The organism is Domibacillus indicus, assembly GCF_023715895.1.
Classification (GTDB): Bacteria; Bacillota; Bacilli; order Bacillales; family Domibacillaceae; genus Domibacillus; species Domibacillus indicus_A.
In genome coordinates this window covers 13,250-35,938 of record NZ_JAMBOO010000001.1, presented here as the reverse complement: position 1 = coordinate 35,938, position 22,689 = coordinate 13,250, and the positions used below count along the sequence as shown (strand labels likewise).

Below are 22,689 nucleotides of genomic sequence, written 5' to 3'. Positions count from 1 at the left end.
ATCATAGCACAACCGCTTGTTTTGCAACATGAATAAGTGCCTGTCCGAGCTGCCGGACTTCGTCTTCTGTCGTCTCAGAACCAAAGGAAACGCGGAAAAACTGCCGTGCTTCTTCCATGGACATTCCCATCGCAAGTGCTGCTTTCATGCCTGATGCAGAAGAAGCGTCACAAGCACTCCCGGTTGAGATATACATATTCCGGGCATTTAAAGCCAGCATCACCAGCTGTCCTTCCACGCCGGGAATACACATACCAATTACACCCGGGTACTGCTTGCTGTCTGGCCCTTCAATCCACCGAATCGAAGAGTCCTTCAGCTCCTGTTTCAGCAGACGACGCAGGGAGGAAAGCTTCTCAAGAGATGAATTCGTTTGGGCAGCTTCTGCAAAAGCCGCAGCAGCCGGTGTATCCACTGTACCGCCGCGAACGCCTTTTTCATGCGTTAAACCGGGAAACACAGGCTTTAACGCATGAAATGGAGACAGATAAATTGCCCCGCAGCCTTTTGGGCCGCCGACTTTGTGGGCTGAAAAAGTCATGGCGTCGGCGTGAATGGAATGAAGAGGCATTTTGCCAAACGATTGAACACAGTCTGTATGAAAAAAAATCCCTCGCTTCTTTGCCTCCACAGCCAGTTCTTCCACCGGCTGAATCGTACCGATTTCCGGGTTAATATGCTGAATGGAAATGAGCCCGGTTTGGGAGGTGATCGATGCTTTTACCGATTCTGCAGCAACAATTCCTTCCCTGGTCATCGGCAGCTTCGTCACAGAGAACCCTTCTGATTGCAGAACGGACATCGCAGAATGTACGGATGTATGCTCTGCCATAGAGGTGATGATATGTTTTTTTCCGCTGCTTCGCGCTAAGGAGAGAATCGCCAGCAAATTCCCTTCCGTTCCGCTGCCTGTAAAGTAAATCCCCTCTTTTTGCACACCAGCCCGCTCAGCAATAAGAGCTCGGCTTCGTTCAAGCAGGAGGGAAGCCCGTGTTCCTTCATCATGCGGACTGGAACTGTTTCCCCAAAAACGACTTGCTGCTTCTATATATATATCGAGTGCCTCTTTTTTCATTGGAGAGGTGGCTGCATAATCAAAATACATATTATCCCTGCTTTCTGAGCAAAAAATTAAAGCTTGTCTTTCTTTTTATTTTATGTAAAGATAGGTGTCAAGACAACTGTAAAGTGAGGGTGGGCAATGAAAAAAATGCCACAGGCGGTCATTATCGGCTCCGGGGTTGCGGCGCTGCAGGCCGCTAGACATTTAGCGCCGCATATGAATGTGATTGTTATCACAAAGACGACGATTCGGCAAAGCAACTCTTACTATGCGCAAGGCGGTATTGCAGCCGTTTTGTCTTTATCTGATACAAATGAATCTCACATACAAGATACTCTCGCGGCGGGTGAATACCATCACAATAAAGAAGCCGTCAGAGAGCTGGTTGTAAAAGGAGCTCGTGAAGTAAACAGCTTATTAAGGGAAGGGTTCCCGGCCGATCGGCAAGCAGATGGAAGTCTCTCATTCGGTTTAGAAGGAGCACACAGCACAAGTCGGATTATTCATGCGGGCGGCGATGCAACCGGGAAGTGGACAATTGAGCATTTAATCGCACACCTGCCGGAGCAGGTCACGATCCGTGAAGGAGAAATGGCGATTGAACTCATTGTTTATGATGGCATCTGCACGGGTGTTAAAACAAAATCAAGTCAAGGGGATTTGTATCACTATGATGCAGACCATATTGTGCTGGCAACGGGCGGGGCCGGAGCTCTTTATTCGTTTACCTCTAACCAGGAGACGATTACGGGTGACGGGATTGCTTTGGCCTGCCGGGCTGGAGCCGCAGTAACCGATATGGAATTTATGCAATTTCACCCGACTCTTTTATTTATAAATGGCGAAACGAAAGGACTCGTTTCAGAAGCGGTCAGGGGAGCGGGGGCTATTCTAGTCGATGAGCAGGGCCGCAAAATAATGAAGGATATACATCCGCTCGAAGATTTAGCACCCCGTCATGTGACAGCTTTTGAGATTTACAAAGCCCGGCAGCAGGGAAGAGATGTTTTTTTGGATATCTCGATGATCGAAGAGTTTGACCGCCGCTTCCCGTCTATTGCCGCGTTATGCCGCCGGCACGGCGTAGACGTTACAAAAGGACGCATCCCTGTTGCACCCGGAAGCCACTTTTTAATGGGCGGCGTAAAAACAGACACATGCGGCCGTACAAGTGTAAAAGGGCTGTATGCAATTGGAGAAACAGCCTGTACAGGTGTGCATGGGGCAAATCGTTTAGCAAGCAATTCTCTTCTTGAAGGCCTCGCCTTTGGAAAACGTTTTGTTGAAGCGGTGCTTCACAACGAAGAAGAGAAAAGAAGTGTATATGGACCGGAGCCGGTGATGCCGCCTTCCCCTCTGCCGCTTTTACAAAAAGAAGAGCTTCAGGCGGCTATGATGGAGGGAGCCGGTATTATCCGGACAAAGAAAACGCTTCAAGAACTCGAAGACTGCTTAAAGCAGGCAGGAACACAAAAAGGGGATATCAGCGGCTGGCCGATCGAGAAAATCGAGCGTTTCTTTATGCATATAACCGCTTATTTGATTGTTTCCGCCGCGTTAAAACGTACTGAGTCACGCGGCGCTCATATTCGGGCTGATTACCCGGAAAAAAATGAGCAATGGGCAAAAACATGGATTACCTTTCAAAATAAATGGCTGTATACAAGGAGTGAAGAACATGAATGGCATGAAACTGGACGATATGCTGAAAGCTTTTTTTATTGAGGATATAGGAGATCGCGACCTGACAGGGGAGAGCATTTTTAGTGAACACGAAGCAGGGACGTTTTCTTTTTGGGCAAAAGAAGCCGGTATTTTTTGCGGAAGAGCTGTGATTGAACGGGGATTCCGGCTCGTAGACGAAACCATTTCAACAAGTGTACTGAAACAAGACGGCGACCAGGTGAAAAAAGGAGAATGCCTTGCAAGAATTACAGGGCCGTATCGATCGCTTTTAGCAGGAGAGCGGGTCATTTTAAATTTGGTTCAGCGAATGAGCGGGATTGCCACAGCTGCGGCGGCCGCGGTAAAAGAAATAGAAGGAACAAGGGCGAGAATATGTGATACAAGAAAAACGGTTCCCGGCCTTCGTATGCTTGAAAAGTATGCAGTTCGGACAGGCGGTGCATTCAATCACCGCAACGGGCTCTATGATGCCATTATGCTGAAAGATAACCATATTGCATTTGCAGGCGGAATTAAGCAGGCTGTTACAAAAGCGAAGCAGTCATGCGGACACACCATCAAAATTGAAGTGGAAATTGAATCGGAAGAACAGCTCAAAGAAGCTGTGCAGGCAGGCGCGGATATTATTATGTTTGATAACTGCACGCCGGCCCAGATCGAAGCGTGGCTGCCTTTTGTACCGGCGCATATTGAAACAGAAGCATCAGGAGGCATTGAGCTTGAAACAATCCGTGACTACGCGTTAACAGGAATCGGATGGATTTCGCTTGGTGCATTAACACATTCCGTTCAAGCACTTGATATTAGCGCAAGAGTAGAAATGAAAGGAGAGGTTTTGCATGGCATTAACTGAACTGGTTAAAGGGATGCTGCCGGATCAATATCGGCAAATGGCGCAGGAGGATATGGAAGCACGGGTGCGGGAAATTAAAAAGGAAATGGGCAAATCGTTATTTATTCCTGGCCACCATTATCAAAAAGATGAAGTCATTCAATTCGCAGATGCAGTAGGAGATTCTCTTCAACTTGCACAGGTGTCAGCAGCGAACCGTGAAGCAGAACATATTGTGTTTTGTGGCGTTCATTTTATGGCGGAAACAGCCGACATTTTAACAAGTGAAAAACAAACGGTTTACCTGCCGGATATGCGTGCAGGATGCTCTATGGCGGATATGGCTGATATTTACCAGACAGAGCGCGCGTGGACAGCCCTTCAGGCGTTGTTCGGTGACACGATGATTCCTCTGACTTATGTCAATTCAACCGCAGCGATAAAAGCTTTTACCGGACGCAATGGCGGGTCATGTGTCACTTCATCCAATGCAAGGTCAATGGTAGAATGGGCGTTTACGGAAAAGCCGCGTATTTTGTTTTTGCCGGATCAGCACCTTGGGCGCAATACAGCCTTCGACATTGGTGTGCCGCTTGAAGAAATGGCGGTCTGGAACCCGATTACCGATACATTGGAATATGAAGGAGATATAGAAAAAGTCCGGGTTATTTTATGGAAGGGACACTGCTCGGTTCACGAAAATTTCACGGTTGCTAATATTGAAGAACTGCGCCGCACACGGCCGGACATGAAGATTATCGTTCATCCGGAATGCCGTAGAGAAGTAGTGGCGATGGCAGATGATAACGGCTCCACAAAGTATATTATCGATGTGATTGAGCAGGCAGAGCCAGGTACAGCCTGGGCTATTGGAACAGAAATGAACCTTGTTAAACGGATTATGGCGCAGCATCCGGACAAAGAAATCGTCTCGTTAAATCCGAATATGTGTCCGTGCCTTACCATGAATCGGATCGACCTGCCACACCTGCTTTGGTCACTGGAAACCATTGCAGAAGGAAAGAGCGGAAACATTATTCAAGTGGATGCACGCACGGCCCAAGAAGCCAAATGGTCGCTTGACCGTATGCTGGCACGAGCATACTGATTTTTTCGCACACCGGCCTACCGGGCGCATACAATATGGGGGAATGATCATTGAGGAGGGACACAATGAAGATCCATATTGTGCAGCGCGGTGATACGCTATGGTCGATTGCCGAGAAACATGGAGTGACGTTTGAAGAAGTACAAAAACTAAATGCCCATTTGGCCAATCCGGATATGATCGTTCCGGGTATGAAAATTAAATTGCCCGATACTGCTGCAATAATGGAAAAAAGCCATCCATATGCAAACAACAAGCCATTTGCATACCCACCTTTAATGGAAGAAACAAAAGGAATGGAAGAAGTAAAGGGAATCGAAGAAGACATGAAATCTGAACCTGAACTGACCATGCCGGAAGACTGGATGACAGAGCCGGTACCGGCACCAACGGCAGAATCTGTACCAGCGCCAGCACCAACACCAACACCATCAATGCCGTCTGTGCCGCCGATACAGTCTATGCCATCGATGCCATCTGTACCGCAGGTGCCATCCATGCCATCCGCACCGCCACAGCTTGAACACGAGATGATGATGCCTTGTCCGCCAATACCATGTTACTTTGTGCCGGTGCCTTGCCCAGTGCCGTACATGCACCAGCCTTACGGGTTGATGCCAGAGATGGAAGATGAGGAAGAACAAGAGCATCATGATAACATGCATTATCCGGAAATGATGATGCCAAAATGCCCATACTGTCATCGTTGACTGAAAAGACGTGCGCTTTCGCACGTCTTTTTTTGTGGAGTAGAAAATAGTATGTTTTTGTATATTCACATAATTTTCAGATAAAACAGTGCAGAAATTGCCCGTTTTTTTTCATGAATCAGTCACAAATAATCAAAATGTGAATGTTTTTGAGAAATAATGATTGAAAATGATTGTTTTTGCATGAAAGCGGTTATATAATGAAAGTAACAAAAATAAAGGAGGGATGCAGCCAGTGCTGACAGAAGAACGCCACGCCACGATTTTAAATCTTTTAAAAGAAAAAGAAGTGGTTAAGATTCAAGAACTAACGGAAGCAACAGGGGCGTCAGAATCTACCATCCGCCGCGATTTGACGGATCTGGAAGAATCAGGACTCCTTAGGCGGGTTCACGGCGGCGCTGCAAAAGTATCCAGGAAACGTATTGAACCATCGATGGGTGAAAAAAGTAATCGTTTCTCAGAAGAAAAGCGTGCGGCCGGACGCCTGGCTGCATCCCTTATTGAAGACAATGACTGCGTGTTTATTGATGCGGGAACAACAACACTTGCTCTTATTCCATATATTCAAGCGAAAAATATTGTCGCCGTCACGAGCGGTTTTGATCATTTGCGTCTCTTAGCTGAACAGGGAATTGAAGCGTACGGAACCGGCGGCCGGTTAAAGAAGTCTACGGAAGCTTTAACGGGAACTGGAGCGGTACACGGCCTTCAGCAATATTGGTTTGACAAAGCATTTCTTGGTGTAAACGGGATTCATTTAAAAGCAGGGTATACTACACCGGATCCGGAAGAAGCAGCTGTGAAAACAGAGGCAATAAAGCGTGCACAGCAGCCGTTTATTTTAGCGGATGCGTCGAAGTTTCAGGAAAGCACGTTTGCTCATATTGCTAATCTTGAAGACGCAGTCATTATTACGGGCAAAATCCCGGAGAAAACAAGACGGATGTTCGAGAAAGTAACGGACATCAAGGAGGCACTATCATGATTTACACATGCACACTAAACCCGGCCATTGATTACGTGATACGGGTCGATCAATTTCAAGCAGGTGGATTAAACCGCTCTGAAAGCGCCGATATGTATGCCGGAGGAAAAGGAATTAACGTATCGCGTGTTCTGAAGCGCCTTGAAAGCGACACGTGCGCGATTGGTTTTGCAGGAGGATTTACAGGAGAGTTTATCAAAAGCGAACTGGATCGCGAAGGGGTATCTCACCGCTTTACACCTGTTGAAGGCGCCACACGTATTAATGTAAAGCTGAAATCAAACAGCGAAACAGAAATCAATGGTCCATCACCCCTTATTTCAGACGAGAATGCGAGGCAGCTGGTTCAGCTAACGAGCGAATTAACGGATCGGGACTGGCTTCACATCGGCGGAAGCGTACCGTCTTCACTGCCAGCAGACTATGCAGGAACATTAATCGATGCGGCAAGAGCAAAAGGGGCGCGGGTTGTCGTTGATACAAGCGGCGCAGCCCTTAAAGCACTTCTTCCATATAAGCCGTTTTTCGTAAAACCGAACCATCATGAGCTTGGTGAGTTGTTCGATACAAAAGTAGAAACAAAAGAACAAGCTGCTTCTATTGCGAAAAAACTCGTAGATGAAGGCGCTCAAAACGTGATCGTTTCTATGGGCGGTGATGGTGCTGTTCTTGTTCATAAAGAAGGCGTTTATTTCGCTTCTTCACCAAAAGGTACAGTGAAAAACACAGTCGGATCCGGTGACTCCATGGTAGCAGCATTCATGGCTAAAATCGATGCGGGTCTAGCGCCGCATGAAGCGTTCCGCTGGGCGGTTGCAGCAGGAAGCGCAACAGCGTTTTCGGATGATCTGTGCACAAAAGAAGAAGTAGAAGACGTGTACAGCCGTGTGACGATTGTAGAAGCAGAACAGGAGGGATTAGTATGAAAATTACAGACTTGCTGAAAAAAGACACAGTCATCATGGACTTGTCTGCAACAGATAAAGCGTCTGTTATTGATGAATTGGTTGCGAAACTAGATCAAGCCGGCCGTTTAAACGACCGTGCTGCCTATAAAGAAGCCATTTTAGCCCGTGAAGCACAAAGCACAACAGGTGTTGGAGAAGGCATTGCCATTCCACACGCGAAAACAGCAGCGGTTAAAACACCGGCTGTAGCATTTGGCCGTGCGAAAAATGGAATTGATTATGAATCATTAGACGGACAGCCATCTACACTTTTCTTCATGATCGCGGCTCCAGATGGCGCAAACGAAGCGCACTTAGAGACACTTTCAAGCTTATCCGGCTTTTTAATGGATCCTGGCTTCCGGGATGAGCTAATGAACGCTAAAAACGAAGATGAAATTATTCAAGCGTTTGACCTGCGTGAAAATGTAGAAGAAAAAGAAGAAACAGCTGCTCCTGCTGAGGCGGATGCACCGCTTGTACTGGCGGTAACAGCCTGCCCGACAGGGATTGCGCATACGTATATGGCAGCAGACTCACTGAAAGCAAAAGCGAAAGAAAAAGGCTTAAACTTTAAAGTGGAAACAAACGGTTCAAGCGGCGTGAAAAACGCGCTTACAGCCGATGAAATTGCGAAAGCGTCCGCCATTATTGTCGCAGCGGACAAGCAGGTAGAAATGGAGCGCTTTAAAGGCAAGCATGTGATTCAAGTGCCGGTGGCACAAGGGATTCGCAACCCGGATGGATTGCTTGACCGTGCCGTAAAACAAGATGCACCTGTATTCCAGGGCGGCGGTGGTGCTGCAGCCTCTTCATCGAAAAGCGATTCTTCAGCTGGAAACGCATTCTACAAGCACTTAATGAGCGGTGTATCCGCAATGCTTCCGCTTGTAGTCGGCGGCGGTATTTTAATCGCGATTTCATTCTTCTTTGGTATTAATGCAGTAAATCCTGATGATCCAACATACAATCCGTTTGCAAAAGCATTAATGGATATTGGCGGCGGCAGTGCATTTGCTCTTATGATTCCGATTCTTGCTGGATTCATTGCGATGAGTATTGCGGATCGTCCTGGTCTTGCTCCTGGTTTAGTTGGTGGTATGCTGGCTGCAAATGGCGGTTCTGGCTTCCTTGGCGGTTTAATCGCCGGTTTCCTTGCTGGTTATGCAGTCGTATTGTTGAAAAAAATCTTTGCTGGCCTTCCTCAGGCATTGGATGGAATTAAGCCAGTTCTGTTGTACCCGCTATTCGGTATCTTTATTACCGGTATGGCAATGGTTTATGTGATTAATGGTCCTGTAAGTGCCTTGAACCAATGGCTTGTAGATGCCCTTGGCGGAATGGGAACAAGCAATCTTGTTCTTCTTGGTGTGATTCTTGGCGGTATGATGGCTGTTGATATGGGTGGCCCGATTAACAAAGCCGCTTTTACATTTGGTATTGCCATGATTGATGCCGGCAACTTTGCACCGCACGCAGCGGTTATGGCCGGCGGTATGGTTCCGCCGCTTGGTATCGCGCTTGCGACAACATTCTTTAAAAATCGTTTTACTGTACAAGAACGCGATGCAGGTAAAACAAACTACATTATGGGTCTTTCTTTTATCACGGAAGGAGCGATTCCGTTCGCTGCAAAAGATCCAGCACGCGTAATTCCAGCGGCAGTAGCCGGTTCAGCAGTAGCCGGTGCGCTGACAATGATTTTTGGTGTTAAATTGCCTGCACCACACGGCGGGATCTTCGTTTTCCCTGTTGTACAAGGAAATCCCCTTCTTTACCTGGTAGCAGTCCTGGTAGGCGCAGCTGTAACAGCTCTCCTTCTTGCTGTTTTGAAAAAGCCAGTTAAATAAGGAACTAAGGCGGCTCAACCGAGGTTGAGCCGCCTTTTTCTATGGAAAAAAGCCGGGGAAACGGATAGTATTAAAAGAAAAGAGAAACGGAGAGATAAAATGGGAAACTTGCATGAAAAAAGAATTGCCATTACTGGCTCACGGAAAATGGCAGAAATGAGCATGATGGTTCAAAAAAAAGGCGGCACGGCTTACGAACGGCCACTTCAGGAAACAATAAAATGTAAGCCGGAGGATATGCAGGAAATTCTTGAAGCCGTGATCGCAAACGGAACAGACTGGAGTGTTTTTACAACGGGTGTCGGAACAGCGGCTCTTTTTGAAGCAGCTGCCTCGCTTGGCCTGAGTGAGCCGCTTCAAAAAGCGGTAGCGGCTTCCCGAATTGCAACGCGCGGCTACAAAACTGTGCAGGAGTTAAAAAAACATGGGTTAGCTCCAGAAATTATTGATGGTGACGGCACAAACGCCGGACTGCTTGGGGCGCTTGAAGAAGTGGATTTAGCTGGACAGCGCGTGTTCTTACAGCTTCATGGAGAGCGGGTGCCGGCTCTTGAGCAGGGGTTTGCAGAAAAGGGAGCAGATTTAACATGCATTATGCCGTACGAAACGACAGTTCCATATCCTGAAGTAGTCACGAAACTGGTCCATGAAATCATTGACGGTGAAATCGATGCTGTTTTATTTACGGCGACGCCACAAGTGCGTGTTTTATTTAAAGAAGCGGAAAAACAAGGGCTGGCCGGGCAGCTGGCGCAGGCTTTTAATGAAAAAGCGGTTGCCGGCTCGATTGGCAGGGTTACAACTGGAACGCTAAGCGAATATGGCATCACACGGGTGGTAGCACCGGAACATGAGCGAATGGGAGCACTTGTTGTGGCAGTTGATGAGTTTTTTAAAGGTGACTGAATATTCAGGGAACAAATGTTTCTTTTTTAGCGCTGATATGATATGATACAATGAACAAGCGTATAAAAGGAGACAGGAATTTGTACGAGTATATTAAAGGATTTATTACATTTGTAGGGCCGGAGTATATTGTTGTTGAAAACAATGGCATCGGCTATCGAGTGCTTACACCGAACCCATTTGCTTTTTCAAAACATGAGCAGGAAGAAAAAACGGTTTATTTGTATCAGCATGTCCGTGAAGATGCTCATGTTCTGTTTGGATTTGCAACGATGGAAGAAAAAAGGCTATTTGAAAAGCTGATTAGTGTGTCCGGCATCGGTCCAAAAGGAGCGCTGGCGGTTCTGGCTTCTGGTACACCATCACATGTTGTCAGTGCAATCGAGCGCGAAGACGAGCCCTATTTAGTGAAATTCCCGGGGATCGGCAAAAAAACGGCGCGCCAAATGATTTTAGATTTAAAGGGAAAACTGGATCACGTTGTATCGGATTCCTTGACCGGTTTATTTGCTCCAAAACAGCCGGAACCTGCTTCATCGGGGAATGCTGCGCTTGATGAAGCGCTGCTTGCGCTTGAGGCGCTAGGCTATTCAGCGCGGGAAATCAAGCGCATTACGGGCCGGCTCGAGAAAGAAGCAGCCATGTCTACTGATGAGTACATTCGAAAAGGACTGCAGCTGCTGCTTGGATAAGAAGGAGGGACTGGATTGGAAGATCAGCGGGTATTATCAGGCGGAGCCGGAGCAGAAGAACGATTTGAAGAGCAGTCGCTCCGGCCGCAAACGTTACGTCAATATATTGGACAGGAACAAGTTAAACAAAACTTGTCTATTTTTATTGAAGCAGCATTGAAACGGGAAGAAACACTGGATCACGTGCTTCTGTATGGGCCTCCCGGACTTGGCAAAACAACGATGGCAGCGGTCATTGCCAACGAAATGGGGTCCGGATTCCGGACAACATCCGGTCCGGCCATTGAACGTCCAGGAGATTTAGCCGCAGTATTAACAGCCCTTGCCCCAGGCGATGTGCTGTTTATTGATGAGATTCACCGGCTGCCACGCTCGATTGAAGAAGTCCTTTATCCGGCAATGGAAGACTTCTGTCTTGATATTGTGATTGGAAAAGGACCGGAAGCAAGGTCAGTGCGGCTTGATCTGCCTCCGTTTACACTTATTGGCGCGACCACACGGGCTGGGGCACTTTCTGCGCCGCTTCGTGACCGGTTTGGCGTTCACTCCCGGTTAGAGTATTATACGCCTGATCAGCTCAAGGAAGTAGTCATACGAACAGCAGATATACTGGGTACCTCTATTGATGCAGAAGGAGCCGATGAGCTGGCGCGCCGCTCACGCGGTACACCCCGTATTGCCAATCGATTATTAAAACGGGTGCGCGATTATGCGGAAGTCCGTGGAGAAGGGCACATTACGATCGAAAAAGCGAACGAAGCGCTTGAGCTTCTGCAGGTCGACCGCCTTGGCCTTGATCATATTGACCATAAATTGCTTAACACGATATTAAGCCGTTTTAAAGGCGGTCCGGTGGGGCTTGATACGCTGGCTGCCAGCATTGGCGAAGAATCTGCTACAATAGAAGATGTATATGAACCTTATTTATTGCAAATTGGCTTTCTGCAGCGGACGCCGCGTGGAAGAATCGCCCTGCCAGCGGCTTACGAGCATTTTGGAATGGAGCTGCCTGCATTATGACAAGTATGGGCAAAATGCTGATGGCAGCTGGGGCCGTTTTATTCCTCATTGGGCTTCTTGTCCAATTTGGAAAGCTCGGCCGGCTGCCGGGCGATATTGTGATTAAAAAAGAAAACGCAACCTTTTATTTTCCGATTGTAACATCGATCGTGGCAAGCATTGTGCTGTCGCTTCTTTTTTATGTAATTGGAAAATGGAGATAAATTAGAGGTGTAAGAAATGAAAGTAGAAGATTTTGATTTTGAGCTTCCTGAAGAGTTAATTGCACAGACACCGCTGAAAGAGCGGGCTAAGAGTCGTTTGATGGTGCTCGATAAGGGCACGGGAAGCGTCACTCATGAAACGTTTCAAAATGTCACAAACTATTTGCAGCCGGGCGACTTACTTGTGTTAAATGACACAAAAGTGCTGCCGGCTCGTCTGCATGGCGTCAAAGAAGAAACAGGCGCTAATATTGAAGTGCTTCTTTTGAAGCAGGACGAAACGGATGTATGGGAAACATTGGTAAAGCCGGCCAAGCGTATTAAAGAAGGCAGTGTCATCTCATTCGGAGATGGTAAACTGAAAGCGGTCTGTGTCGGAGAAAAAGAACAGGGCGGACGGATGCTTCGCTTTGAATACGAAGGAATCTTTTATGAAGTGCTTGACGAGCTTGGTGAAATGCCGCTCCCTCCGTATATTAAAGAACAGCTTGAAGAACGGGACCGCTACCAGACCGTATATGCGAAAGAGCGCGGCTCTGCGGCTGCACCGACGGCGGGTCTTCATTTTACTGAGCCGCTTTTAGCCGAGTTAAAAGAAAAAGGCGTACGAATCGAGTTTATTACGCTACATGTCGGTCTTGGGACATTCCGTCCGGTTTCGGTTGATTCAATTGAAGACCATGATATGCATGCGGAGTACTATACCATTTCTGCCGAAACGGAAGAAGCGATTCGCGAAACAAAACGAGCAGGCGGCCGGGTTATTGCGGTCGGAACAACTTCTGTTCGTACGCTTGAAACGGCTGCACGCGAACACGGGGAAGTGAAACAATCAAGCGGCTGGACCGATATTTTTATTTATCCGGGATTTGAATTCCGGGCGATTGACGGCATGATTACGAATTTTCACTTGCCAAAGTCTACGCTCATTATGTTAATCAGTGCTCTGGCCGGACAGCAGCGTGTCCTCGCAGCTTATGAAGAAGCCGTAAGAGAAAAATACCGCTTTTTCAGTTTTGGAGATGCGATGCTTATTATCGATGTGAAAGGTGACAAAACGAATGACAGCTATTAAATATGAACACATTAAAACATGTAAACAAACAGGAGCCCGTCTTGGCCGTGTACATACACCGCATGGCAGCTTCGAGACGCCGGTTTTTATGCCGGTTGGAACGCTTGCCACGGTTAAAACAATGGCGCCGGAAGATATTAAGGCGATGGGCGCGAACATTTTGCTCAGCAACACGTACCATCTATGGCTGCGCCCCGGGCACGATATTGTGAAGGAGGCAGGCGGCCTTCATAAATTTATGAATTGGGATGGCGCTATTTTAACCGATTCCGGCGGGTTCCAAGTATTTTCGTTAAGTGAATTCCGGAAAATCGAAGAAGAAGGCGTTCATTTCCGTAATCATATTAATGGCGACAAACTGTTTTTATCTCCTGAAAAAGCGATGGAGATTCAAAATGCGCTCGGCTCTGATATTATGATGGCATTTGACGAGTGCCCGCCGTATCCGGCAGAGTATGAATATATGAAAAAATCTGTAGAGCGCACATCCCGCTGGGCAGAACGCTGCCTTACTGCACACCAACGGCCGCAGGATCAGGGGCTGTTTGGTATTGTACAGGGCGGTGAATATGAAGATCTTCGTAAACAAAGCGCTCGTGACCTCGTGTCGCTTGACTTCCCGGGTTATGCCATTGGCGGCTTATCGGTCGGCGAGCCAAAAGATGTCATGAATCGTGTACTTGAGTTTACAACGCCTCATTTGCCGGCAGACAAGCCGCGCTATTTAATGGGGGTAGGATCACCAGACTCGTTAATTGATGGAGCGATACGCGGAATCGACATGTTCGACTGCGTACTGCCGACACGCATTGCCCGCAACGGCACCCTGATGACAAGTGAAGGAAGACTTGTCGTAAAAAACGCCAAGTATGCCCGTGATTTTGGGCCGCTTGATCCAAATTGCAGCTGCTATGCATGTAAAAATTATTCTCGTGCGTATGTCCGCCATTTGCTTCATTGCAATGAAACATTTGGAATTAGACTTACGACTTACCATAACCTACATTTTCTGATAAAATTAATGGAAAACGTACGTCAAGCGATCCGAGAGGACCGGCTTGGTGATTTCCGCGAGGAGTTCTTTGAGCAATACGGGTTCAATCGTCCGGATGCAAAAAACTTTTGACGTTGTTTGTTTTTGGAAAGGAGTGAAGAATACGAATGGAAGCATTAGCTCAGTTTCTCCCTTTGATTATCATGTTTGCCCTGTTTTATTTCCTATTGATCCGCCCGCAGCGAAAGCGTCAGCGCACGGTGATGGAAATGCAGACCAATTTGCAAAAAGGAGACAAAATCGTCACAATTGGCGGTCTTCACGGTATGATTGAATCAACCGATGAAACAACGATTACCATTGTAGTCGGCGATGGTACACGTTTAACATTTGACCGCTCTGCGGTACGTGATGTAGTAAACAAAACGACTGTCTAACATGCAAAAGCCCGGAAAATATTCCGGGCTTTTTATGTGCGCCAAAAAAGAAGCGTGGACAGATCGTCTTTTTTAAAGATACCGAGTACAACAGCGCCAGCCACATAAACGAGCAGGCAGCCGGTCATTCCACCTCCTACATAAAGGAAGGTACTCTCTTTAAGAAAGGGAAGAAACGCCTGGGCGCTGAAAAAGGTAAAGAGAAGCAGCAAACCGATTTTTGCGTATAAGCCATATTGAAGTGAAAACGGTACGGCTTTTAGCATAGATGCTGTGTGAAGAAGTGTAACAATCACGATGCCGGCCGCTATAGCAATGGCGGTGCCGCGAATACCAAATGCAGGCTGGCTTGATAAAAGAAAGATAACCAGAAGCTTTACCACAGCGCCATAAAAGCTGTTCAGCATGGCAGCACGTGACAAGTTAAGTGCCTGAAGAACAGCCTGGAGCGGTCCCTGGCAGTAATAAAGAAGGAAAAAGGGTGCCATAACCTGAATTAAATCGGCTCCTTTTTGGGTATGATACATCACCAGCATAAAAGGCTCTGCAAACAAAAACAGAATAATCGTAGCGAATCCGCCTGAAAACAAGCAAAAGCGGATAGATTCATTTACCCGCCAGGCAACGTTGCTGAATCTTTTTTTACTGAAAGACTCGCTAATATCCGGAACGAGCGAAGAGGAAAGAGCAACCGTTAAAAAAGACGGCAGGAACATGAGCGGCAGCGCGTAGCCTGTCAACACTCCGTATTCTTTCATCGCTTCACTCGAAGCAAGCCCTGCAATGGCCAGGCTCTTCACGACGACAATCGGCTCTAAAAACCAGGCACCAGACCCAATCAGCCGGCTTCCAACAGCAGGAAGAGCCGTTTCCGCCAATTCGCCAAAAAGAGGCCGGCTTGTCCGCCTGCCGGGATACTTCCGGACTTTCCGCCACTCCGAACGAAAGGAGCCGAGAAGATAAAGGAGGGAAATCAGCTCTCCAGCTGAAGCAGCTGCCATGGCACCTGCTGCAGCATACTCGATTCCATAAGGCAGAAGAAGCCTCCCTGATACGATAATCAAGCCGATTCGGACGATCTGCTCAATCAGCTGTGAAAGAGCAGCCGGCTTCATATTCATCTTTCCTTGAAAATAGCCGCGCACAATAGATGAAATGGCGATAATTGGAATCGATGGTGCTATGGCATAAAGCGGCAGGACTGCCCGTTTATCATGAAATAAGTTTTCAGCAAGATAGGGTGCCAGCAAACAAAATAAAGGTGTTAAAACGGCTGCCAGTGAAAGGGTGATAAAAAGCGATGTGCAGAAAATATGCTTTCGCTGTGCATCATTTTCTGCAGCGGCAACGCTTCGTGTAACAGCCACCGGCAGTCCGAACTGAACGGCTGTAATCGTTAATATAAAAGCTGGAAATACAGCCATATACAAGCCGACGCCTTCTTCGCCAATTAACCGGGCAATGACCATCCGGTTGACGAAGCCAAGGATTTTCACAAGGAAAATAGCGCCTGCAAGCCACATCGTTCCTTTTATAAATGATGACAATCTGCCACCGCCTTTTCTAAGAAAGTAATTGTGAGAAAAGTATTGTATAATGAGATATATGTACAAAGATGGACGAGCATGACAGGGGGCATTCATGATGGGAAATCATCCGTACGATGTGTATTACGACAAGCTGCTGCCGGCACTAATCAGCAAAGTTGAAGAGTTTAGGCTGCTTCACTATGAAACTGCAGAAACGGGAATGCTATGGCGGTTTTTGAAAGAAAAAAGGTGGAAATCAATGGACACAGAGCGTTCGCTTTCCCGTTTAGTAGGAGATATCTTATCAGTGAAGCCGGGGGAATATATGAATTACACGCAGCTGACGGCCTTTAAAGCGCCGGAATGGAGTGAACCGCTGTCTGATGTGGAAATAGCTGCTTTGTTTGCTCCGCCTAAAGAAAGGGAGTAAATTGACAGCCTGTTTGTTCTCATTCATAATGTAGAGGGCTGAGGGATTCTGGTATTCGTTACCGGAATTTTTTTTATCAACTGGTTTTTATATATCATAAGGAGTGGGAATGTAGAATGGTAAAACGGAGCCGGATCGTTGCTTTTTTGCTCGTGGTCCTCGTTTTGTTAGGAGCGATGAGTACAACGGCAAAAAACATCGTCCAGGATATTAAGCTGGGGCTTGATTTGCAGGGTGGTTTTGAAGTGCTGTATGAAGTACAGCCTGCAAAAGAAGGACAGAAAATAACGGAAAGTGTAGTAGCGGATACCGCTGAAGCGCTGGATAAGCGAATTAACGCTCTCGGTGTCAGCGAGCCAAGCATTCAAGTGGAGGAAGGCAATCGGATTCGTGTGCAGCTGGCTGGTATAGAGGATCAGGAGCAGGCACGAAGCATGCTGTCTACACAGGCAAATTTATCTTTTCGCGATGTAAACGACAAGTTGATGATGGATGGAAGCGATCTTGTCGAAGGTGGAGCTGAGCAGTCCTTTACGGAAACAGGGCAGCCCAACGTCGCTGTTAAGTTAAAAGATAAAGATAAATTCAAAGAAGTAACAGAAAAAATTGTTTCCATGGCACCAAACAATCAGCTGGTCATCTGGCTTGATTTTGAAGAAGGCAAAGATTCTTTTGCCAAGGAAGTTCAAAAAGAAAATCCGAAGTTTTTGTCGGCCCCAAATGTTGACGAGGTATTCAATACAACAGAAGTCACCATTCAAGGGGATTTTACAGTAGAAGAAGCACAGGAACTTGCAGCACTGCTGGATGCAGGGGCTCTTCCGGTCAAACTGAAAGAAATATATTCAACGTCCGTTGGGGCACAGTTTGGTGAACAAGCACTCAATGAAACGATGCTGGCTGGTATTGTTGGTATCGGGATCATCTTCTTATTTATGATTCTATATTACCGCTTGCCGGGATTCGTAGCAGTCATTACACTGATAGCCTTTCTTTACTTAACACTGCTTATTTTTGATTTGCTTGGTGCAGTCATGACGCTGCCGGGTATCGCGGCTCTTATACTTGGGGTTGGGATGGCAGTAGATGCAAACATCATTACCGCAGAGCGGATCAAGGAAGAAATTAAGATCGGCCGGCCGATCAAAGCCGCTTTCAAGACAGGAAGCAGCAATGCCTTCCTGACCGTCGTTGACGCAAACTTAACGACACTGCTGGCAGGCGGCGTTTTATTTTACTTTGGGACAAGCTCTGTAAAAGGCTTTGCGACAACTTTGATTATCAGTATTCTTGTCAGCTTTATTACCGCTATCTGGGGTGCAAGGGTGCTGATGAGCATTCTTGTAAAAAGCAACTGGCTAAATAATAAGCCGGGCTGGTTTGGCGTGAAAAAAGCAGATATTCATCCGATCAGTGAAGGATATGATGCACTGGATCTGCCAACTAAATTTGACAAGCTGGATTTTGTTAAACCGCATAAAAAGCTGTTTGCACTGTCGGCTGTGGCGATTATTGCCGGCATGATTGTACTGGCTGTGTTCCGTTTAAACCTCGGTATTGATTTCTCCAGCGGTTCCCGGATGGAATTGCTGTCTGAGAAACCGTTAACCGAGGAGGCGGTTGAAGCAGAGCTCGACAAGCTTGGCTATGACGTAAATGTAACGCTTGGCGGGGACAATCAAACCATTGCATCTGCCCGGTTTGATGAAGCGCTGACGCAGCAGGAAATTGCTAAAGTCAAAGCAGGCATGAATGAAAAATTTGGCTCTGAGCCAAATATCAGCACCGTTTCGCCGGTCGTTGGGAAAGAGCTGGCGAAAAATGCAATAAAGGCACTTGCCATTGCCACAATAGGAATTATTTTATATGTGGCGTTCCGCTTTGAATTTTATATGGGCCTTGCTGCCGTTTTAGCACTTTTGCATGACGTATTCTTCATCATTGCGTTTTTCAGTTTAACGCGCCTTGAAGTCGATATTACCTTTATCGCGGCTGTATTGACGATTGTCGGGTATTCAATTAACGATACGATCGTTACATTTGACCGGATTCGCGAAAATATGACGAAAGCAAAGAAAATCACGGCACCGGAGCAGTTGGACAATATTGTCAATAAAAGTATCCGGCAGACGCTGGCCCGTTCTATCAATACGGTTTTAACTGTCGTCATTGCTGTTATCACGTTGATTGTGCTTGGAAGCCCGTCGATCTTAAACTTCTCTATTGCGCTTTTGGTCGGCTTGATTGGTGGAGCATACTCGTCTATCTTTATTGCTTCCCAGCTATGGCTGATTTGGAAAAAGAAAGAATTAAAGAAAAAAGGCAAATTAATTACGTACAAAGAAAAAGCAGCAAACAAAGACGAATTACAAGTATAAATGCAAAAAACCTGCAGACGCATCAGTCTGCAGGTTTTTTCTGTTAATATGGGTGGTTTGTTTCGGTTCTTAAGCGTTTCGCTTCAAAAAAGAACATTTGGATAAATTTTTTCATATTCACTTTAACGGGAGCAGAAGCGGCATTTGGGTCTTTTTGCAGTTCCAGCATTTTTTGGCGGACGGTCATAAAATCAAAAAACTTGGCCGCATAAAACTCAAATTTAGGATTGGCGTAATCAGTCAGCCCGAGTGAAGCGAAATGAACGATGGAGTGAATAATAGCGCGGCGGACCCGCTGTTCCGAAGCTTTTATTTCCCTGTTAACCGCTTGGGCGGAAGCAGATTCACCCAGTCTTTTTTGAATCGTCTTTTCAAAAATGGTTTTTAAAGAAGGAAAGCTTTGATCAAAAGCAGATTCCTCGTCTGAAAATAAAAAAGAAAGAATATCAAGCAAATCCTTCGCACCGTTATGGCCGACAATCCCCATTTCAGCCAGCAGGTATTCTCCTGTATCGATTAAGCTCGTTTCGCTTTGTGCAGCGCGTCTGTCCGATTCTTCGGCCGGCAGCAGGCTGTTTAAGGATGTTTTAATCGTCTGGATTGATTTTTCAAGCTGAATCCGCTCTTTTACTTTTCGAATAACCGTAATGATTTCAATTCGATTGATCGGTTTCATAACGTAGTATTCTACACCGAGGGCGTATGCTTCGCCGATCAGTTCCTTCGTTTCTACTTGTGAAATCATAATCACTTTGCCATTGTACCCTGCCAGGTCGCGGATCGTTTCCAGGCCGTCTTTGATGGGCATCAGCAAATCAATAAAAAGGATATCAATTTTTTGCATGTTCAAAAACGCACCGGTTAATCCATCGCCATCTGCTTGTTCTCCGGCTACTTCTCCCAAATCCTCATCTTCAATAATTTTCGTCAGCGTAAGACGAATTGCATCATCATCATCTACAAGAAAAAAACGCATATGTAATCAACCTTTCTGCATAAACGCCTGAACCGGAATGTTAATTTGAAACAAAACACTGCCCTGTTCATTTTTTAATTCAATGCTGCCATGAAAGCCATTCACGATCTCCTTTACATGGGCAAGCCCAATGCCTGTTGAAGGGTTTCCTTGCTCATCATACTTTGTTGTAAAGCCCGGCTCGAAAATTACCTTCTGATATTTATCGGAAATAGAAAGACCGCTATTGCGCACCTGAAGCTCAATGTGCTCCTGCTGTGATAAAAGCTTGATTTGGACAAACCCTTCCTTCGGTATGGCCTCGACAGCATTTGAAACCAAATTATTCAGAAGGGACAGGAACGTATAAGCATGATACGGAGGATGCTCTCCCGATACTGCAGATAAAAAGGTCACCTTCTTTTTTAAGGCAATAGCATACTTTTCATTAATCTGGACTGTTAGTTGAAGAAGTTCCTCGGCACTCATAAAATCTTTCGGGCTTTCGTTTGTAATCACATTGGAAAGTCCGGCATAAATCCGCTGATTATCTTTTTTAATATCGTGAATTTTACCCGCCAGCTTCAATGCCTCCTGGCTTGCCGGATGATCTTCCTGTTTTAGAGAGCGATAGAGATGATAGGATTCTTTTGTCGCTTCTTCTGCATCAGTGAGCGTTTTTTTTAAATAAACGGTTTCTTCATACAAACTGGAAACAAGCATGAGCATATACTCATTTCGCTCCGTGATATGCTTTTCTCTTGTATGCGCTTCATTTAGTTTCAGCATGTTCAACAAACTAACAACGATAAAACTGCGGGCAAGTGCAATCAGAATAATTTCTTTTATGTCGTTGAAAGAAAGAGAAATCTCAAACAGCAGATAATCAATAAAAAGCTCGATAGAATTGGAAGCCAAATCAATTCCAAGCATGGCAAATCCAACGCCAAGCAGCCTATTTCGATGACTTTTTACGTAAAAAAGACGGAACAAACAAGCGTATGAAAAATAATAAATAAAAGCTGGAACATGATGCGAAAAAGAAAGAATGAGATCTTGTTCATGAAAAGAAGCTGTCTCAAGACCGGTACGAAATAAAAAGACCGCTGCAGCGGTAAGCAGGCCGGCCCATATGATCCGTTCTTTCCTTAAATATAACAAAAAGAAAAACATAACCGGTGGACCCAGGCCAATCCGGAACACTTCTCCAAATGGATAAATCTTCAGTTCTCCTGCTGCTGGAACAGCGAAAATCATGATAAGTATCAGGAGCCGCTCATTTTTCAAAAAGGCACGGGAAGGAAAAATAAAAACCCCTCCTTTTGTTTCGATTTATGAAGAATAGTATACAATTGGGCGATACGTAATACAACTTAACGTTTTTTTTATATAAAAAAACGCTCCCTTTGTAGGTAATTGTATGATTTTGTAGGTAGTGAAATATAGTTATATACATGGAAGTATACCTGTCATCTGGATGTAAATAAAAAAAGCACAGTTGACAGCTTTTTTTAGGGAATAACCAGCCGCATTTGGCGGACAGTTGAATGCAGCGATGGATGATAAATAAGGGGAAGGGATTGATGAAATGAAAAAAATAGGTTTAGCATGGCAGATTTTAATTGGTTTAATTCTTGGTATAGCGGTCGGAGCCATGTTTTTTGGAAACCCGCATGTTGCCACGTATCTGCAGCCAATTGGCGATATTTTTCTGCGTCTCATTAAAATGATTGTCATTCCGATTGTCATTTCCAGCATTATTGTCGGGGTAGCCGGTGTCGGCGACACGAAAAAGCTTGGAAGACTGGGCGGTAAAACAATTCTTTACTTTGAAATCATTACAACAATCGCGATTTTGGTCGGTCTTGCTGCCGCCAATATTTTTCAGCCGGGTGCTGGAGTTGATATGTCCAATTTGGATAAAACCGATATCAGCAGCTACGTAGACACAACAGAAGAAACATCCAGCCATGGGTTTGCTGAAACGTTTGTCAATATCGTGCCGTCAAACTTATTCACGTCTCTTGCAGAGGGTGATATGCTGGCAATCATCTTTTTCTCTGTTGTATTTGGTCTTGGTATTGCCGCAATCGGTGAAAAAGGAAAGCCGGTTCTGCAATTTTTCCAGGGAACGGCAGAGGCGATGTTTTATATTACAAACCAAATCATGAAATTCGCGCCGTTCGGCGTGTTTGCCTTGATTGGTGTAACCGTATCTAAATTCGGGGTTGAATCACTGATCCCGCTAAGCAAATTGGTTATTCTTGTATACGGGTCAATGATTTTCTTTATCCTTGTGGTATTGGGAATTACAGCGAAAATCGCTGGAGTAAACATTTTTAACGTATTTAGAATTTTAAAAGACGAAATGATTCTTGCGTATACCACGTCAAGTTCGGAGACAGTGCTGCCGAAATTAATTGAAAAAATGGAGAAGTTCGGCTGCCCGAAAGCGATCGTTTCATTCGTTATTCCAACGGGTTATTCATTCAACCTTGATGGATCTACCCTTTACCAGGCGATTGCAGCTTTGTTTATCGCGCAAATGTATGGAATCGACTTGTCGATGGCAGAACAACTCTCACTTGTACTTGTGTTAATGGTTACTTCTAAAGGGATTGCAGGAGTTCCAGGCGTTTCCTTCGTCGTGCTTCTTGCTACACTTGGAAGCGTGGGAATCCCGGTTGAAGGCTTGGCATTCATCGCGGGAATCGACCGGATCATGGACATGGCCCGTACAGTGGTTAACGTTGTAGGTAACTCTCTTGCTGCTATTGTAATGTCTAAATGGGAAGGACAGTACAATGAAGCGAAAGGGAGACAATACCTCGAAGAAGTGCGTCAAATACAGCAATCAAAATCTGCATAATAAAAAAGACAGGCTGA

20 protein-coding genes and 1 pseudogene are annotated in these 22,689 nt (G+C 45.9%); 17 read left to right on the top strand and 4 right to left on the bottom strand.

The window, feature by feature from the left end:
- Position 1 precedes the first annotated feature (1 nt).
- Positions 2–1,105 (bottom strand): IscS subfamily cysteine desulfurase, encoded by a 1,104-nt coding sequence (locus M3221_RS00160; RefSeq protein WP_251269554.1) that lies wholly within the window; start codon positions 1,103–1,105, stop codon positions 2–4.
- A gap of 96 nt (positions 1,106–1,201) precedes the next feature.
- Here M3221_RS00160 and nadB point away from each other — a divergent pair, with 96 nt between their 5' ends.
- The 14 genes and pseudogenes from nadB (at position 1,202) to yajC (ending at position 14,511) form a co-directional block, all read left to right on the top strand.
- Positions 1,202–2,788: an L-aspartate oxidase gene (gene nadB, locus M3221_RS00155; protein WP_251269553.1), complete on the top strand. Its 1,587-nt coding sequence runs from the start codon at positions 1,202–1,204 to the stop codon at positions 2,786–2,788.
- On the top strand, positions 2,742–3,602 hold the full coding sequence (gene nadC, locus M3221_RS00150) for a carboxylating nicotinate-nucleotide diphosphorylase (protein WP_251269552.1): 861 nt from the start codon (positions 2,742–2,744) through the stop codon (positions 3,600–3,602). The genes nadB and nadC overlap by 47 nt, the downstream gene beginning before the upstream one ends.
- Positions 3,589–4,689 carry a quinolinate synthase NadA gene (gene nadA / locus M3221_RS00145; protein WP_251269551.1) on the top strand — a complete coding sequence of 367 codons (1,101 nt, stop codon included), beginning with the start codon at positions 3,589–3,591 and terminating at the stop codon, positions 4,687–4,689. The genes nadC and nadA overlap by 14 nt, the downstream gene beginning before the upstream one ends.
- Before the next feature lie 65 nt (positions 4,690–4,754).
- Positions 4,755–4,899: pseudogene (locus M3221_RS26985) on the top strand (LysM peptidoglycan-binding domain-containing protein); the annotation flags it as partial.
- Between the two features lie 735 nt (positions 4,900–5,634).
- Complete coding sequence (locus M3221_RS00135; protein WP_251269549.1) at positions 5,635–6,387, top strand: DeoR/GlpR family DNA-binding transcription regulator; 753 nt, start codon at positions 5,635–5,637, stop codon at positions 6,385–6,387.
- On the top strand, positions 6,384–7,313 hold the full coding sequence (gene pfkB, locus M3221_RS00130; RefSeq protein WP_251269548.1) for a 1-phosphofructokinase: 930 nt from the start codon (positions 6,384–6,386) through the stop codon (positions 7,311–7,313). Before M3221_RS00135 ends, pfkB begins: the two co-directional genes overlap by 4 nt.
- Positions 7,310–9,184: a PTS fructose transporter subunit IIABC gene (locus M3221_RS00125; RefSeq protein ID WP_251269547.1), complete on the top strand. Its 1,875-nt coding sequence runs from the start codon at positions 7,310–7,312 to the stop codon at positions 9,182–9,184. Before pfkB ends, M3221_RS00125 begins: the two co-directional genes overlap by 4 nt.
- Before the next feature lie 99 nt (positions 9,185–9,283).
- The gene (locus M3221_RS00120; protein WP_251269546.1) at positions 9,284–10,090 is read left to right on the top strand and encodes a uroporphyrinogen-III synthase; all 807 of its coding nucleotides are present in this window, start codon (positions 9,284–9,286) and stop codon (positions 10,088–10,090) included.
- Positions 10,091–10,170: 80 nt separating this feature from the next.
- Complete coding sequence (gene ruvA, locus M3221_RS00115) at positions 10,171–10,782, top strand: Holliday junction branch migration protein RuvA (protein ID WP_251269545.1); 612 nt, start codon at positions 10,171–10,173, stop codon at positions 10,780–10,782.
- Between the two features lie 15 nt (positions 10,783–10,797).
- Positions 10,798–11,802 (top strand): Holliday junction branch migration DNA helicase RuvB, encoded by a 1,005-nt coding sequence (ruvB, locus tag M3221_RS00110; RefSeq protein ID WP_251269544.1) that lies wholly within the window; start codon positions 10,798–10,800, stop codon positions 11,800–11,802.
- Positions 11,799–12,005 (top strand): DUF2905 domain-containing protein, encoded by a 207-nt coding sequence (locus M3221_RS00105; RefSeq protein WP_251269543.1) that lies wholly within the window; start codon positions 11,799–11,801, stop codon positions 12,003–12,005. Before ruvB ends, M3221_RS00105 begins: the two co-directional genes overlap by 4 nt.
- 16 nt (positions 12,006–12,021) lie before the next feature.
- Positions 12,022–13,080, top strand: a complete 1,059-nt coding sequence (queA, locus tag M3221_RS00100) for a tRNA preQ1(34) S-adenosylmethionine ribosyltransferase-isomerase QueA (RefSeq protein WP_251269542.1) — start codon at positions 12,022–12,024, stop codon at positions 13,078–13,080.
- Complete coding sequence (gene tgt, locus M3221_RS00095) at positions 13,067–14,206, top strand: tRNA guanosine(34) transglycosylase Tgt (protein WP_242233354.1); 1,140 nt, start codon at positions 13,067–13,069, stop codon at positions 14,204–14,206. The genes queA and tgt overlap by 14 nt, the downstream gene beginning before the upstream one ends.
- Positions 14,207–14,241: 35 nt before the next feature.
- A complete protein-coding gene (yajC, locus tag M3221_RS00090; RefSeq protein ID WP_251269541.1) occupies positions 14,242–14,511 on the top strand; it encodes a preprotein translocase subunit YajC in 270 nt (89 codons plus the stop codon).
- A gap of 32 nt (positions 14,512–14,543) precedes the next feature.
- Here the strand turns inward: yajC and spoVB are convergent, their stop codons facing one another.
- Positions 14,544–16,034: a stage V sporulation protein B gene (spoVB, locus tag M3221_RS00085; RefSeq protein WP_251270083.1), complete on the bottom strand. Its 1,491-nt coding sequence runs from the start codon at positions 16,032–16,034 to the stop codon at positions 14,544–14,546.
- Positions 16,035–16,152: 118 nt separating this feature from the next.
- On the opposite strand from spoVB, the gene M3221_RS00080 reads away from it, so the two are divergent.
- Entirely contained in the window at positions 16,153–16,470 is a 318-nt protein-coding gene (locus M3221_RS00080) for a post-transcriptional regulator (RefSeq protein WP_251269540.1), read from the top strand.
- 116 nt (positions 16,471–16,586) lie between these two features.
- On the top strand, positions 16,587–18,848 hold the full coding sequence (gene secDF / locus M3221_RS00075) for a protein translocase subunit SecDF (protein ID WP_251269539.1): 2,262 nt from the start codon (positions 16,587–16,589) through the stop codon (positions 18,846–18,848).
- Positions 18,849–18,891: 43 nt separating this feature from the next.
- Here the strand turns inward: secDF and M3221_RS00070 are convergent, their stop codons facing one another.
- Positions 18,892–19,824 (bottom strand): response regulator, encoded by a 933-nt coding sequence (locus tag M3221_RS00070; protein WP_251269538.1) that lies wholly within the window; start codon positions 19,822–19,824, stop codon positions 18,892–18,894.
- A gap of 6 nt (positions 19,825–19,830) precedes the next feature.
- Positions 19,831–21,060: an ATP-binding protein gene (locus M3221_RS00065; RefSeq protein WP_251269537.1), complete on the bottom strand. Its 1,230-nt coding sequence runs from the start codon at positions 21,058–21,060 to the stop codon at positions 19,831–19,833.
- 331 nt (positions 21,061–21,391) lie between these two features.
- On the opposite strand from M3221_RS00065, the gene gltP reads away from it, so the two are divergent.
- A complete protein-coding gene (gene gltP / locus M3221_RS00060) occupies positions 21,392–22,672 on the top strand; it encodes a glutamate/aspartate:proton symporter GltP (protein ID WP_251269536.1) in 1,281 nt (426 codons plus the stop codon).
- Positions 22,673–22,689 lie beyond the last annotated feature (17 nt).

What these genes read in the sequence shown, in the direction of transcription:
- nadA (WP_251269551.1), top strand. Translation starts at nt 3,589, where the DNA reads ATGGCATTAACTGAACTGGTTAAAGGGATGCTGCCGGATCAATATCGG.
- M3221_RS00160 (WP_251269554.1), bottom strand. Translation starts at nt 1,105, where the DNA reads ATGTATTTTGATTATGCAGCCACCTCTCCAATGAAAAAAGAGGCACTC.
- M3221_RS00105 (WP_251269543.1), top strand. Translation starts at nt 11,799, where the DNA reads ATGACAAGTATGGGCAAAATGCTGATGGCAGCTGGGGCCGTTTTATTC.
- secDF (WP_251269539.1), top strand. Translation starts at nt 16,587, where the DNA reads ATGGTAAAACGGAGCCGGATCGTTGCTTTTTTGCTCGTGGTCCTCGTT.
- nadB (WP_251269553.1), top strand. Translation starts at nt 1,202, where the DNA reads ATGAAAAAAATGCCACAGGCGGTCATTATCGGCTCCGGGGTTGCGGCG.
- tgt (WP_242233354.1), top strand. Translation starts at nt 13,067, where the DNA reads ATGACAGCTATTAAATATGAACACATTAAAACATGTAAACAAACAGGA.
- gltP (WP_251269536.1), top strand. Translation starts at nt 21,392, where the DNA reads ATGAAAAAAATAGGTTTAGCATGGCAGATTTTAATTGGTTTAATTCTT.
- M3221_RS00070 (WP_251269538.1), bottom strand. Translation starts at nt 19,824, where the DNA reads ATGCGTTTTTTTCTTGTAGATGATGATGATGCAATTCGTCTTACGCTG.
- M3221_RS00080 (WP_251269540.1), top strand. Translation starts at nt 16,153, where the DNA reads ATGATGGGAAATCATCCGTACGATGTGTATTACGACAAGCTGCTGCCG.
- spoVB (WP_251270083.1), bottom strand. Translation starts at nt 16,034, where the DNA reads ATGTGGCTTGCAGGCGCTATTTTCCTTGTGAAAATCCTTGGCTTCGTC.
- M3221_RS00065 (WP_251269537.1), bottom strand. Translation starts at nt 21,060, where the DNA reads ATGATTTTCGCTGTTCCAGCAGCAGGAGAACTGAAGATTTATCCATTT.
- pfkB (WP_251269548.1), top strand. Translation starts at nt 6,384, where the DNA reads ATGATTTACACATGCACACTAAACCCGGCCATTGATTACGTGATACGG.
- nadC (WP_251269552.1), top strand. Translation starts at nt 2,742, where the DNA reads ATGAATGGCATGAAACTGGACGATATGCTGAAAGCTTTTTTTATTGAG.
- yajC (WP_251269541.1), top strand. Translation starts at nt 14,242, where the DNA reads ATGGAAGCATTAGCTCAGTTTCTCCCTTTGATTATCATGTTTGCCCTG.
- queA (WP_251269542.1), top strand. Translation starts at nt 12,022, where the DNA reads ATGAAAGTAGAAGATTTTGATTTTGAGCTTCCTGAAGAGTTAATTGCA.
- M3221_RS00125 (WP_251269547.1), top strand. Translation starts at nt 7,310, where the DNA reads ATGAAAATTACAGACTTGCTGAAAAAAGACACAGTCATCATGGACTTG.
- M3221_RS00120 (WP_251269546.1), top strand. Translation starts at nt 9,284, where the DNA reads ATGGGAAACTTGCATGAAAAAAGAATTGCCATTACTGGCTCACGGAAA.